Raw genomic sequence first — 14,461 nt, forward strand, 5'->3', positions numbered from 1 at the left:
AACAAAATGTAAACAGATGAAATTAAAATTTATCTATGCTGGGGCAATTATAGTTGGATTAGAACTGGCAAATGTGATTGGCGTTTTTGCCCAAAACGCAAGAATAAAAATTGACCTAGATAGGACTATAGGTGAAGTAGACGAAAAAATTTACGGTAATTTCGTGGAGCACCTTGGCAGGAATGTTTATGGGGGAATTTATGATCCGGGTAATCCTCTTTCAGACGAAAAAGGTTTTAGAAAAGATGTACTTGAAGCTGTCAAAGGTTTGAATGTTTCTTTAACAAGATACCCCGGGGGAAATTTCGTTTCCAATTATCAATGGCTGGATGGTGTAGGGCCACGTGAAGACAGACCTACCAGACTCGAACTGGCCTGGAATAGACTGGAGAGTAATGAGTTTGGTACCAATGAATTTATGGAATATGCCAAACTGATGGGGACCCAACCTTATTTTGCTGTTAATTTGGGTACTGGAACCATAGAGGAAGCCCGCCGGTGGGTAGAATATACCAATGTAGCTTCCGGTCCAAAATATGCAGAGCTGAGAAAAGAACATGGGTATACTGAGCCACATAATATCATCTACTGGAGTCTGGGCAATGAGATGGATGGTCCATGGCAGATGGGGCATCTGAGTGCAGAAGATTATAGTAAAAAAGCTAGAGAAGCCGGCAAACTGATGAAATTGACTGATCCCAGTATCAAATTAGTGGCTGCAGGATCATCTAACTTCTATCCCGGCGCTGATCCTATGCAATGGAACAAGGTGGTTATAGATGAGCTTAAAGATGTGGTGGATTATCTGGCTTTACATATGTATGTAGGGAATGTTGACGATGATTACTATTCATTTGTAGCCTCACCACTAGTGCTGGAGCAGCGTACCCGTCTGGTAAAAGGATTAATAGACGAAGCGATGCACCGTGCCGAAAGAGCAGATAGAGATCCTATATATATAGCATGGGATGAATATAATATTTGGTACCGCTGGCGGACCGGTGACGCTATGACAGGTGAGAGGGCATTGGAAGAGCGGTATAATCTAGAGGATGCCCTCGTAATAGCATCATTCCTCAATGCCTTTATCAGAAATTCCGACGTAGTAAAAATTGCTAATATGGCACAATTGGTGAATGTGATAGCTCCGATTTTTGCCGAAGAAGATGGTATGTTTTTGCAAACAATTTATCACCCCATGGCACTTTTTGCAAATCATGTATTCGGTACAGCCCTGGATGTATATGTCGATTCAGAAAAATATGATACAGGAGATTTTGCATTGGGAATGGGTGAGCAGCGGGCAGATCTAAAAGATGTTCCATATCTGGATGTATCTGCTACTTATCATGGCGATGAAGTTATAATTAATGTTGTAAATAGGCATAAAGACAAAGCCATTACTACTGACATAATAGCTCAGGAAGGGGCCTTCACAGGTGAATTTGAAGTATATGAAGTGAACGGACCGGATATTAAAGCTGAAAATGATTTTGGAAAAACTAATGTGGAGACAATGAAAAAAAGTCTTAAAGGGAAAGGTGATAAAATTACATATAGTTTTCCTGCACATTCCTTTACGCTTATTAAAGCTAAGGTACAAAGGTAATATTACCTCATGCAGAGCTTAATAATGAACCCATGAAATCCATAGAATCTAATCATATAAATAAGATCTTACTTTTATTTATTAGTCTTTTATCCTTATGGGGATGTCAGGAAGAGGTAGGGGAAGAAAGTCAGCCTGACCAAGTTCCCGAGGCGGAAAAACCTTTTGAACTTACAGATATCCGGGATTCGTATGGGGAGATTTCTTCATTCCAGTTTGCCAGTTATTGGGGTCCATATAATGTTCATGATCCTTCAGTATTGAAAGATGGAGATTGGTTTTACAGTTACTCTACGGACGTAGCTTATGGACAGCCGATTAGTCGTGTTGGTATACAGATAAGAAGATCCAGAGATCTGGTGGAGTGGGAATTTGTAGGTTGGGCATTAAATGGAAGACCAGCTCAGGCTGTAGATTATATCAGAAGAAATGGGGTAGAGCCTTTTGGCAATGTATGGGCACCATACATTATCAGAGTAGGAAATGAATATAGGTTGTACTACTCACTGGCATCTGAAAGGCATAAATTAAGTGCTACGGGACTTTTGGTCGCTGATTCTCCGACAGGCCCCTGGTCCGAAAGAGGATTAGTAGTGACTTCTAATACCCATATTCCTATGACCAATGCCATAGATCCTGCCGTTATCATAGATAAGACCGGTGCACATTGGATGTATTACGGGTCTGCATTTGATGGCATATACGTCATGGAACTGGATCCTTCATCTGGATTGGCTAAAACCGATAACGATAAAGGGTTTAGGATAGCCCAAAGGGGTTTTTCAGGTACTAATATCAATGGGAATATCGAAGCACCAGAGGTGATTTTTAATGAAGCTACTGGATTTTATTACCTTTTTCTTTCTTATGACTGGCTGGAGACCAAATACAATATCAGAGTAGGAAGGTCTGAAAATCCTACTGGGCCTTTTTTGGATTATAATGGGAATGATATGAACGGAAAAAATGATGATATCCCGATGATAGTCGCTCCGTATCAATTTCAGGGGCACTCCGGATGGCAGGGGGTGGCACATAATGCGGTGTTTAGAGATGGTGATACTTTTTATATAGCTCATCAAGGTAGGCCGGCGGCGGATAAGTTTTACATGATCATGCATGTAAGGAAGCTTTATTGGACAGATGATGGATGGCCCCTGGCTTCTCCCCAGCGATTTGCCAATTTGGAAACGGTAAACGTGAACACGGAAGATCTGGTGGGTAACTGGGAGGAAATAGTACTTAATTATAGGATAATTCCTGGCTATGCAGATGAGCAGTTTTTACCCGATATGCAGCAGGCCTCAGATCTTGTGTTCAATGCGGATGGATCTATTGGAAATGAAGCAGGACAAACCTGGACCTATGCCGCCCCCTGGCTTACGGTGAACCGTGGCGATGGTAATATTTTGAAAGTTTTTGTAGATAATGGATATGACTGGGAAAATCATAAACCTACTATACTCTTTACCGGATTAGATCAAAAAGGCACAGCAATATGGGGAAAGAAAAAATGAAAAAACAGATCTTGTCATACCGTAGGATAAAAGCTGATGTGCCATGTTGATAAGTTAAAATCCTTACTCAGTATAGGGAAGGTAAATGAGTTTACATGAATATATACTATCATCTTTATAGGTAACGTAGTTAGAAATTCAATATAAAATAAAGAATATGAAGAAAATCCAGGGCTTAATAGTAATTATGTCTATAGTTAGCTGTTCCAGCATAGCTTATGGCCAAGGGCATTCAAAGGCCAAATTATTTAATCTCGAAGATGTCAGGCTTTTGGAAAGTGATTTTCTCAAAGCTCAACAGACAGATATCCATTATATGTTGGAAATGGATATGGACCGTTTGCTAGCTCCCTATATGCTGGAGGCCGGTCTGCCCTGGAATGCTGAGCGGTATACGAATTGGGAAAACACAGGTTTGGACGGGCATATCGCTGGCCACTATCTATCTGCGCTATCAATGATGTATGCCTCTACCGGACGAATGGATTTAAAAGAGCGGTTGGACTATATGGTATCAAATTTATCCATAGCCCAGGAGGCACATGGTGATGGCTATCTAGCAGGGATACCCAATGGCAAAAAAATATGGGAAGAAATTAAGATAGGAAAAATAAATGCAGAGACTTTTTCTCTTAATAACCATTGGGTTCCTTTATACAATATACATAAAATTTTTGCGGGACTGGCTGATGCCCATTTAGATGGGGGCAGCGTAGAGGCTAAAGTGGTATTAGATAAATTGGGAAAATGGTTTTTGGATATCTTTTCTGATCTTTCTGAGGAACAGGTTCAGCAAATACTTGTGAGTGAGCATGGTGGATTTAATGAGATTTTTGCCATCATGTATGAAATATTTGAAGATGATGGGTATTTAGAAGCAGCCAAAAAAATGTCTCACCATGAAATTCTTAACCCCCTTCTGGATAAAGAAGACAAGCTTACTGGCTACCATGCCAATACCCAGATTCCAAAGGTTATTGGTTACCAAAAAATAGGGTTAATCGAAGATAAAGAAGAATGGAAGTCAGCTTCTGCTTTTTTTTGGGACAGAGTGGTTAATCACAGGTCTGTCTCTATAGGCGGGAATAGTGTAAGGGAGCATTTTCATCCAAAACAGGATTTTTCTGAAATGCTGTCATCCAATCAAGGACCAGAAACGTGCAATACTTACAACATGCTTAAGCTCACGGAGCTTTTGTTTCAGGACGACCCCGCAGCACGGTACGCTGATTACTATGAAAGAGCCCTGTACAATCACATATTATCTTCACAGCATCCAGACGGAGGGTTTGTGTATTTTACACCTATGCGTCCAAAGCATTATAGGGTTTATTCCAAACCTCATGAAGGATTCTGGTGCTGTGTAGGGTCTGGTTTGGAAAATCACAGTAAATATGGGAAATTTATATATGCCTATGAAGGTGAAAATTTATATGTCAACCTATATGTCCCATCTGTATTATCATGGAAAGATAAAGGCATTGAAATAACCCAAACTACAAAATTTCCTTTTGATGACAAGATTACTCTTACTATTAACACCCATAAGGAGCAACAGTTATCATTAAAAATCAGAAAACCCATATGGGTTACATCTTCTGATAATATTAGTTTGAAGGTGAATGATGAGATCATAGGTTTAAATATACAGGAAGATTATATTACAATGGATAGAAAATGGAAGGATGGCGATAAGATAACGGTAAATCTTCCAATGGAAATCCATAAGGAATATTTGCCAGATGATTCTAAGTGGGTGTCTATCCTATATGGACCGATAGTTTTGGCAGCTGCAGACCGAAATGAGGAGGTGCTAGATGGTATCTGGGCCGATGACAGCAGGATGGGCCATATAGCACATGGTGAAATGAAGCCTTTGAATACCTCTGATATGTACTTAGCCGACCGTACCCAGAAAATTAATCAAGAAAGAGAAATCCTTACCTTCGACTTTACTGACCAAATCACTTCTATTAAAAATGAGAACATTTTATTAGAGCCTTTTTACAAAATTCATGAAGCCAGGTACCAGATATATTTCCCTGTAATAGATCATGAAGAGGAGATTACATCCCGCAGAGTAATGCTCTCTGAAAAAGACGAGGTATTCATGAAATTAGCATCTAGGACTGTGGATGAAATTGCCCTGGGTGAGCAGCAGCCGGAGTCAGACCACTTTTACCGTAGCGGCAGGACCAGATCAGGTAATATAGATGGTTTTTTTTGGCGCTCCCCGATAGATTGGATGTCATATCAGCTCCGTAATATGGATAAAAAAGCCCAAGAACTTCAGCTTACTTTCATCCCTCAAGATGCTTCTACTAAGGTGGATATATTTATCAACGATACATTATTGGTAGAAGAAGAAATAAGTAAGCGTTCTGATAAAGCTCCTTTTACTAATAATTATATTTTATCCGAAGATATGATGAATTCGGAGATTTTGGAGATCCGGTTTAAAACTAAAGAAGGGCATCAAGCTCCAAATATCCATCATATCAGATTACTCAATGGCAGTAAGAAATAATAAGTTTAAAAAAAATAATATCTAATATACAATGGAAAGCTCCCATAAAATTCCAAAAGGGCAGTATTAATAGTTTTTATCAATTATATCCAATAGTAACGATTAAATTATGATCAACTTACGAAAGAAATTTCTAACAGCAGCCGTTTTGACAGCGGCGGCTTTCTCTGCAAATGCCCAAACGAATAGGCTAATCATCAATGCCGACCAGGGTGATGTCACCATTAATAAACATATCTATGGCCATTTTGCAGAGCATCTTGGGACTGGTATCTATGGTGGGATTTGGGTAGGAAAAGACTCTGATATAGCTAATCAAGATGGCTATAGAAGTGATGTGCTTCAGGCGCTTATAGATTTAGAAATCCCGAATCTAAGATGGCCCGGTGGATGCTTTGCAGATGAATATCACTGGACTGACGGTATAGGTGAGGACAGGCCTACGATGGTAAATACGCACTGGGGAGGTGTGACAGAAGATAATAGTTTTGGGACGCATGAATTCTTAGATCTATGTGAAAAAATAGGCACAGTACCCTATATCACCGGTAATGTGGGGAGCGGGTCTGTAGATGAAATGAGCAAATGGATAGAATATATCAATTTTGATGGTATAAGCCCTATGGCCAAACTCCGTGAAAAAAATGGCCGGTCAGAGCCTTGGAATATAGAATACTGGGGTGTGGGAAATGAAAGCTGGGGATGTGGTGGCAACATGACACCGGAATATTATGCCAATGAATATAGACGATATGCGACCTTTGCCCGTAATTATGGAGGGAATAAACTTTTCAAAATAGCTGGCGGTGCAAATGATTGGGATTTTAGATGGACAGAGGTATTGATGCGCGATATTCCCTTAAACATGATGGATGGCATATCTTTGCATTATTATACTATTCCTGGAACTTGGGAGAAAAAGCAGTCCGCTACCGACTTTACCAAAAAACAGTTTTTGGAGACTTTAATCAAAGCAGGAAGGATGGATGAATTACTGGTAAAACATGGTACCATAATGGATAAATTTGATCCAAACAAAAAAGTAAAATTAATAATAGATGAGTGGGGTACCTGGTTTGAAGCCACTCCTGGGTCTAATCCTGGTTTTCTTCAGCAGCAGAATACCCTTAGAGATGCCTTGGTAGCCGGTATTACATTAAATGTCTTCAATAAGCATGCAGAAAGGGTTCATATGGCTAATCTGGCCCAGACCGTAAATGTGCTGCAAGCCATCATTTTAACTGAAGGCGACCAGATGTTGTTAACGCCTACTTATCATGTGTTTGACCTTTATAAGCCTCACAAAGATGCAAAGTTGGTTCCACATCATTTGACTTCGGAAAAATTTAAAATAGATGAATTGGAAACCGAAGCTTTGCATGTAAGCACCTCCCGGTCTGAGGATGGGATGTTAAACATTTCCATAGTAAATATTAATCCTGACAAAGAAATTAACTTAGATTGTGTTTTGAGAGGTATCAAGGGAAAAAGAATTACAGGACAAGTGGTCACCACTGATGCCATGGATGCCTATAACACTTTTGACAACAAAAACAGAATAGGTATAGAGGAATTCAAAAACTTTAATTTAAAAGGGGATAATCTCCAGGTTAAAGTTCCATCCAAATCAGTATTAATGCTTCGGGTGGCAGAATAAAAATATATATTAGATAATGATAAAAATGGATAATAAAACATATGTAATAGGACTTGATTATGGATCTGATTCTGTCCGGGCCGTACTGGTAGATACCGCAAATGGAGAGTGTCTGGCCAGCGAGGTATTCTACTATCCACAATGGAAGGAAGGTAAGTTCTGTAATCCTGTCAAGAACCAATTTAGACAACATCCTTTAGACCATTTAAAAGGGCTGGAAGTTACCATAAAAGGCGTAATAGCTGCATCGGATATAGATCCTTCATTAGTAAAGGCTATTTGCGTAGATACCACCGGATCATCCCCACTTCCAGTAGATGAAAGAGGGGAGTCTTTGGCTTTTGACCCGCAGTTTGCCAACAATCCTAATGCCATGATGATTTTATGGAAGGACCATACCTCTATCAAAGAAGCGGATGAAATCAATTCGGTAGCCAAAAATTGGGGTGGGGAAGATTATACCAAATATGAAGGCGGAATTTATTCTTCGGAATGGTTCTGGTCAAAGATCCTCCATATCGCTAGGGTAGATCCAGCTGTAGCAGAAAAAGCCTACTCTTGGATGGAGCACTGTGATTATATCACCAGTCAACTGATAGGTAATGAAGATCCCCTTTCTCTGAAAAGGAGCCGATGTGCAGCTGGTCATAAAGCTTTATGGCATGAGAGCTGGGGTGGCTTGCCCTCAAAAGAATTTCTTGGCCACTTTGACCCATATCTGGTGGATCTCCGAGACAGACTATATACAGAAACCTATACTTCTGACGAAGCTGCCGGCAATCTTTCTACTAAATGGGCAAAGAAGTTGGGGTTAGATGAAAATGTATTGGTAGCAGTAGGAACGTTTGACGCCCATGCTGGCGCTATAGGTGGAGAAGTGGCTGAGAATACTTTAGTTAAGGTAATGGGTACATCCACCTGCGATATCATGGTAGCATCTAGAGAAAATCTGGGTGACAGTCTTGTAAAAGGAATATGTGGACAGGTAGATGGGTCCGTTATACCAGGTACCATAGGGCTGGAGGCTGGACAATCTGGATTTGGGGATGTCCTGGCCTGGTTTAAAGACCTTATAGCAAAACCTGCTATAGATATTATAAAATCCAGTAGTCAAATAGAAGTTAACCAAAAGCAAAATCTCATAGATGAAATTGAAGCCAACACCATTGCTCTCCTTTCAGATAAAGCTGAAAAAATACCAGTAGAAGAGTCCACTTTAGTAGCACTGGATTGGATCAATGGAAGGCGGACACCGGATGCCAATCAAGGCCTTAAAGGTGCCCTGATGGGGCTCAGTATGGGTTCTGATGCGCCTAGGGTATTTAAGTCATTGGTAGAAGCTATATGTTTTGGCTCTAAAAAGATTGTAGATCGATTTGAATCCGAAGGTGTAAGGATAGACAATGTAATTGGAATGGGCGGAGTGGCCAAAAAATCTGCCCTAGTGATGCAGACCCTGGCAGATGTATTGAATAAGCCTATTAAAGTGGCCACATCAGAACAAGCCCCGGCACTGGGTGCTGCAATGTATGCTGCAGTCGTCTGTGGGGCCTATCCAGATACCCAGTCAGCTATTAAGGGCATGTCTAATGGATTTGATAAAGAATATCAACCAATACAAAAAAATGTAGCCATCTATGAAAAATTATACGAGCAGTATAATAACTTCGGAAATTTTATAGTCAAAAATACCAAGAATCAAAATGAATATGAGCAAATACATTGAATTGAAAAAAGAATGTTACGAGGCTAATATGGAATTGCCTAAACTGGACCTAGTGGTATACACTTTTGGCAATGTAAGTGCAGTGGACCGTAAAGAAGGAGTTTTCGCCATTAAACCCAGTGGTGTTCCGTATGTGGATTTGAGGCCTGAAGACATAGTGATTCTAGATTTTGATAATAATGTGATAGAAGGAAACATGCGTCCTTCTTCTGATACTAAGACGCATGCTTTGATGTATAAACATTGGGAGAAGATAGGTGGAATATCACATACCCATTCCACATATGCCGTAGCATGGGCGCAGGCCCAGCAGGATATTCCTATTTTCGGGACCACCCATGCTGATCATACGACATTTGACATTCCATGCGCCCCTCCTATGGCTGATGAACTGATACAGGGGAATTATGAGCATATGACCGGTCAGCAGATTTTTGACTGTTTTATAGATAAAGGATTTTCCTATGAGGATGTAGAAATGGTCCTTATCGGCAACCATGGTCCATTCACTTGGGGCAAAAGTGCTGCTAAGGCAGTCTATAATAGTAAAGTTCTTGAAGAATTGGCAAGAATGGCCTATCTTACCTTACAAATAAATCCTAATGCTCCAAGGCTAAAAGATGCTTTGATCAAAAAGCATTATGAAAGGAAACATGGAGCCAATTCCTACTATGGACAATCTTAATCTTAACAGTATCTATATGAGCAAATTTGGAGTTTTAGCATTGGCTTGCCTTATGTTTTGGTCCTGCGGTACCGATAACGGAACTGCTGAAAATGAAACAGAAAATGAAAATTCTATCACTATGATAAATACAGAAACCATCAATGGAAAAGAGGTTAAAACCTTTGAACTCAAAAACAAAAATGGAACTACCATACATATTACCAATTATGGCGCAATAGTTACCAAAATGCTGGTAGCAGACAAAGAAGGTAATCTGGAAAATATAGTATTGGGTTTTGATAGCGTAAGTGAATATCAACAAAACGGATATTATTTTGGAGCAACAGCCGGTAGATATGCAAATAGAATAGCAAAGGGGAGATTTTCAATAGATGGAGAAGCTTTTCAGCTTACCACCAATGATGGACAAAATCACCTTCACGGTGGTAATGAAGGTTTTAATGAGGTGGTTTGGGAAGCTGAATCCTTTGAAGACAATTCTGGAGTAGGTGTAAGAATGGTTTATGTAAGCCCTGATGGTGAAGAAGGCTATCCGGGAGAACTAACTACCACTGCTACCTTTTCCTTAGATGATAATGATGTATTGACTATTTTGTATGAAGCCAGCACGGATAAAGCGACTATAGTCAACATAACCCATCATGGCTATTTTAATCTGAGTGCCATGAAGGAGGATATTTTAAACCATGAACTGACCATATATGGTGACCACTATACACCTGTGGATGAAACGTTAATCCCCACCGGAGATATTGTAGAGGTAAATAATACACCATTTGACTTTACCAGTGCACATAAAATAGGTGAAAGAATAGCGCAAGTGGAAGGCGGATATGATCATAACTATGTGATAACTAAAGAGTATACAGGTGATCTTAAAAAGCAGGCAGAGTTGTACCACAGTGGTTCAGGTAGATTGCTAGAAGTCCATTCAGATGCACCTGGAGTACAGTTTTATTCAGGCAATTTTTTGGATGGTGCACAGGGCACGGATGGCAACACGTATAATAAGCATACCGGATTATGCCTGGAGCCCCAGTTTTTCCCTGATTCTCCTAACCAACCTAATTTTCCTTCAGCTTCTTTAAAACCTGGCGAAACATATTCACATAGAATAGAACTACATTTTAAAACGAGGTAGACACCTATTACAAGAAAAGAAGCCTGATAGTGTATGCTAAGCTGCTGTTTTATGGCTTGTGAAGGCAAGTGAACTTATGTATCAATAAAAAAGGAGCAATTATCTGCTCCTTTTTTATTGATAAACAGAGGGGTGTATATCGGTTTATGTAGAATAAAATAGGTTGAGATGGAATGTAATGGGATTTGTTTTTTAAGAATATATAGTATTCGGAATTTCTTCAGCCCAATTTAATATATAGGACCTTTGTGAAAGTTACCGACAGTTTAATGATTGTATTACATCCAAAATGGAGGTAATCTAAAAAGTAAGTGGTATCAAAACCTGAAAAATATATGCTTTTAGTTATAATATAAAAAGTAAATCTATAAAGATCGAATGGTCAACTCCCTAATCACCGTTTCGATATTATCATGGATACTCTTATTAATATCATATTCAAGTTCAAATTTTAGAGGATTCTTTGAAATTGAAATTTTAAAATCTGTTTTATCCAATTCTGCTTTCCCCAATGCCTTTTTGACCCATTGTACGATCTCATGAGGTCCATCTATGGTATAATCTATTTCTGCCGTCAAAGGCAATATTTTTCCTGATCTGATATCAAAAGAAAGTTGGTCATCTGGCAATAACCTGTTGATCTCTCCGGATAAGATGAGGTCTTCTGGTAGTCCTGCAGTGAGAGGGAAGCCACACTCCATCAGCCAAAACTGATCGGCAGTCTCTATGGCTATCTCCAGGTCATGGGTGACTACCAATACCGATTTGCCCTGTCTGTGGGCAATGTCTTTGAGCAGGTGCATGATCTCATAGCGGTTCACCAGATCCAGGTGGGCGGTGGGTTCGTCCAGAATCAAGAGTTCTCCATCCTGCGCCAGGGCACGGGCGATCATGACTTTTTGCAGCTGCCCATCACTTAATTCTGACAGTCTTCGGTCATGAAGATATCCTATTTTAGTAGATTCTATTGCATGCTCTACCTTTGATCGGTCTTCGTCCTGAAGCCTCCCCAACCATCCAGTATGGGGAATCCTGCCTAAAGCTACCAGTTGACCTACGGTTAGGTTGCCTGAAGTAATCTTATCGGTGAGAACTACAGATATATTTTTGGACATAGCCCGACGGTCATATTGGGCAATGGGTGTATCCCGAAAAGTCAATACTCCACCGATAGGAGGGTTTTGACCCAATATGGCTTTCAGCAATGTGGATTTACCGACTCCATTAGGACCCAGCAGGCACGTAAGCTCTCCTTTCATTAGAGAAAAGGAAATATCTGAGGTGACCTCAAAAATCTTTTTCCCTTTACGGTAGCCAAGTTGGAGGTTTTTGCCTTCCAGTATGATATTTTTCCTGCCTTCTGCCATCTTAAAATTCTTTACTGAAGTTTCTTTTTAATATCAACCAGATGACCATAGGGGCACCTACCAATGAGGTGACGGCATTGATGGGCAGGGTCTGGGCCGACGTTGGCATCTGGCTGATGGCGTCGCAGACCAATAGCACCATGGCGCCGATCAGTGCTGAAGCTGGAAAGAGTACCCGGTGGTCTGCTGTCCGGAATATTAGCCGTGCCATATGCGGGACGGCTATGCCTATAAAAGCTATAGGTCCACAAAATGCCGTGGCGCTGCCCGCTAAAATCCCGGTACTGATGATCATCGCCCAGCGGAGTCTGTTAATATTGATGCCCATACTTTCTGCATAGGTTTCCCCGAGCAGCATCGCGTTATAGGATTTGATAAACATCAATACGGGTATAATGCCTATTATCTGAGCCACAAAGAATGCCTTGAGCTGAACAGGTGCAGTGGCCCCCAAGCTTCCCATAGACCATACCGTAAAAACCTTCAGCTGCTCCGCATCACTAAAGTATGCCAATACACTGATCACGGCTGAAGTGGCACTGCCAAACATCAGTCCTACGATCAATAAAGTCATGCTATCTTTAACTTTCCAAGCTGTGAGGCTCATCAGCAGCAAAACGAGTACAGCCCCGGCAGTAGCCGCCATGATCACAGACCATAGCCCTACCCCTGTCTGGTAGAGCATGGTAATCCCGAAGGCCGATCCCGCCATTACCAAGAGGGCCACCCCGAGCCCCGCCCCGGAACTGATCCCCAATACAAATGGGCCTGCCAAAGGATTGCGGAAAAATGTCTGCATCTGTAATCCGCTTACCGAAAGGGCTATCCCTGCCAATATAGCCGTAAAGGCTTTTGGAATCCGATAATTATAGATAATGGTTTCCCATGATCTTCTATTGAACTCCCCTCCTGTCAAAGCTGAAATAATATCGCCAAAAGGGATGTAAACAGACCCTATACCTATATTGAAGATAAAGAGAAGCCCACAAAGGAATACCCCTATGAGGAAAATCAAAGCATATGTATTTGACTTAATCATCTAGTCGCGAGTAAAAATATGGCTCGTATTCCGGTAACAAATCCGGATGCAAAATTTTGATCAGGTCCTTCAGTATCCAATCCGGTCTCATATAGCCAAGCTCAAAATATTCAATTCCTCCGGTTTCACCTTTTTTAGAGGTATAAGAATAAACATTCCCTATCTGGAACGCTTTAAAGTCAGCATATCTTCTATCTGCGGTACCCATGGCCGAAAGGCTTTGAAAATCCGAAGCGCCAAGCCAATAATCCGCATCCTGGGCCTCATCAAGTACAAATTCATAATTGAGTTGGATACTCCCGGTTCCTTTTTGGGCATCAAAAATGTAATTGCCCCCAGCAGCATGGAGCAATCTTGCTCCCCATGAATCCGCCCCCGGCACATACCAGACATCTTTATACATCACCCCGGCCATTACTGTAGGTCTTTCGTCTTGCTTAATTTTTTTTGCCAGATTTTCTGCAGCCAGGTATTCTTTTTCTATCTCCTTAAAGATAATGTTAGCTTCCTCAAATTTTCCCATTAGGGCACCGGTAAATTTGATCCATTCAGCCCTGCCGAGTGGATTTTGTTCTACATATTCCCCGTTGATGACTGCCGATATACCTGCTGCCTGCAGTAGATCCAGATTTTTCAGATCTTCTCCGAGCGTGGAGATCATTACCCAGTCAGGCTGTAGGTCTATGATAAGCTCTATATTGGTTTGCGCCCCCCTGCCCAGATCCCTAATACGGTGCTGTTGGATCAATTTTCTGGTCTGCTCAGAGGATATAAGATCTAAGTTTGGGAAACCTATCAGTTTATCAGAGGCGTGCAGCAGGTCAAGGTGGGGGATGTGGGTAGTGGAAGTGACGATAATTGTTTCTGCGGGTAGTAGGATGGTAGCATCATACATCTGTTCCGGAAGGTCCGCCTGTATGTCGTTTAATATCAAATATCTAAATGGGCGGTGGTTTCCAGGGAAAGCTTGGGTTACTTCTATGATTTGATAACCGGCACCCTGGTATATTTTAAAACCTTTGGCATGGTCCATCAGAATTTCTTGCAGTTCTATGCCTATTTCTTCTTCCCGGGGTGCTGAACAGGAAGTCACCATGAGGATCAAAATGACAGGAATTAAAAAAAAAGATAGGAAACTTTTTTCGGACATGCTTCGGAAAGTTGGTTAGTTTTTAAGTGTTTGTAATTTC

The 14,461-nt window shown here is 40.9% G+C and carries 10 protein-coding genes; 7 read left to right on the forward strand and 3 right to left on the reverse strand.

Annotated elements, in window-relative coordinates:
• The first annotated feature begins 16 nt into the window (after positions 1–16).
• From EL17_RS07920 to EL17_RS07950, 7 genes are all read left to right on the forward strand, one after another.
• Positions 17–1,609, forward strand: coding sequence for an alpha-N-arabinofuranosidase (locus EL17_RS07920; protein WP_051719875.1), 1,593 nt, complete (start codon positions 17–19; stop codon positions 1,607–1,609).
• Between the two features lie 32 nt (positions 1,610–1,641).
• Positions 1,642–3,126 (forward strand): arabinan endo-1,5-alpha-L-arabinosidase, encoded by a 1,485-nt coding sequence (locus EL17_RS07925; RefSeq protein ID WP_035072406.1) that lies wholly within the window; start codon positions 1,642–1,644, stop codon positions 3,124–3,126.
• 157 nt (positions 3,127–3,283) lie between these two features.
• Positions 3,284–5,653, forward strand: coding sequence for a glycoside hydrolase family 127 protein (locus tag EL17_RS07930; RefSeq protein WP_035072408.1), 2,370 nt, complete (start codon positions 3,284–3,286; stop codon positions 5,651–5,653).
• Positions 5,654–5,762: 109 nt separating this feature from the next.
• Positions 5,763–7,310: an alpha-N-arabinofuranosidase gene (locus EL17_RS07935; RefSeq protein ID WP_035072410.1), complete on the forward strand. Its 1,548-nt coding sequence runs from the start codon at positions 5,763–5,765 to the stop codon at positions 7,308–7,310.
• 25 nt (positions 7,311–7,335) lie between these two features.
• Positions 7,336–9,036, forward strand: coding sequence for a ribulokinase (locus EL17_RS07940; RefSeq protein ID WP_035072580.1), 1,701 nt, complete (start codon positions 7,336–7,338; stop codon positions 9,034–9,036).
• Positions 9,020–9,721, forward strand: a complete 702-nt coding sequence (locus EL17_RS07945) for an L-ribulose-5-phosphate 4-epimerase (protein WP_035072582.1) — start codon at positions 9,020–9,022, stop codon at positions 9,719–9,721. Before EL17_RS07940 ends, EL17_RS07945 begins: the two co-directional genes overlap by 17 nt.
• A gap of 16 nt (positions 9,722–9,737) precedes the next feature.
• Positions 9,738–10,865 carry an aldose epimerase family protein gene (locus tag EL17_RS07950; protein ID WP_051719885.1) on the forward strand — a complete coding sequence of 376 codons (1,128 nt, stop codon included), beginning with the start codon at positions 9,738–9,740 and terminating at the stop codon, positions 10,863–10,865.
• A 365-nt stretch (positions 10,866–11,230) separates the two neighbouring features.
• Here the strand turns inward: EL17_RS07950 and EL17_RS07955 are convergent, their stop codons facing one another.
• From EL17_RS07955 to EL17_RS07965, 3 genes are read right to left on the reverse strand one after another with little or no spacing between them, the layout of a single operon-like run.
• Positions 11,231–12,232 carry an ABC transporter ATP-binding protein gene (locus tag EL17_RS07955; RefSeq protein ID WP_035072412.1) on the reverse strand — a complete coding sequence of 334 codons (1,002 nt, stop codon included), beginning with the start codon at positions 12,230–12,232 and terminating at the stop codon, positions 11,231–11,233.
• Between the two features lies 1 nt (position 12,233).
• On the reverse strand, positions 12,234–13,271 hold the full coding sequence (locus EL17_RS07960; RefSeq protein ID WP_205623549.1) for an iron ABC transporter permease: 1,038 nt from the start codon (positions 13,269–13,271) through the stop codon (positions 12,234–12,236).
• Entirely contained in the window at positions 13,264–14,421 is a 1,158-nt protein-coding gene (locus EL17_RS07965; RefSeq protein ID WP_035072414.1) for an ABC transporter substrate-binding protein, read from the reverse strand. Before EL17_RS07965 ends, EL17_RS07960 begins: the two co-directional genes overlap by 8 nt.
• Positions 14,422–14,461: the final 40 nt, after the last annotated feature.

It is taken from the genome of Anditalea andensis (assembly GCF_000714815.1).
GTDB classification, from domain to species: domain Bacteria; phylum Bacteroidota; class Bacteroidia; order Cytophagales; family Cyclobacteriaceae; genus Anditalea; species Anditalea andensis.

Coding starts and splice junctions, on each gene's coding strand:
- EL17_RS07940 (WP_035072580.1), top strand. CDS start 7,336: ATGGATAATAAAACATATGTAATAGGACTTGATTATGGATCTGATTCT.
- EL17_RS07960 (WP_205623549.1), bottom strand. CDS start 13,271: ATGATTAAGTCAAATACATATGCTTTGATTTTCCTCATAGGGGTATTC.
- EL17_RS07950 (WP_051719885.1), top strand. CDS start 9,738: ATGAGCAAATTTGGAGTTTTAGCATTGGCTTGCCTTATGTTTTGGTCC.
- EL17_RS07955 (WP_035072412.1), bottom strand. CDS start 12,232: ATGGCAGAAGGCAGGAAAAATATCATACTGGAAGGCAAAAACCTCCAA.
- EL17_RS07925 (WP_035072406.1), top strand. CDS start 1,642: ATGAAATCCATAGAATCTAATCATATAAATAAGATCTTACTTTTATTT.
- EL17_RS07935 (WP_035072410.1), top strand. CDS start 5,763: ATGATCAACTTACGAAAGAAATTTCTAACAGCAGCCGTTTTGACAGCG.
- EL17_RS07930 (WP_035072408.1), top strand. CDS start 3,284: ATGAAGAAAATCCAGGGCTTAATAGTAATTATGTCTATAGTTAGCTGT.
- EL17_RS07920 (WP_051719875.1), top strand. CDS start 17: ATGAAATTAAAATTTATCTATGCTGGGGCAATTATAGTTGGATTAGAA.
- EL17_RS07965 (WP_035072414.1), bottom strand. CDS start 14,421: ATGTCCGAAAAAAGTTTCCTATCTTTTTTTTTAATTCCTGTCATTTTG.
- EL17_RS07945 (WP_035072582.1), top strand. CDS start 9,020: ATGAGCAAATACATTGAATTGAAAAAAGAATGTTACGAGGCTAATATG.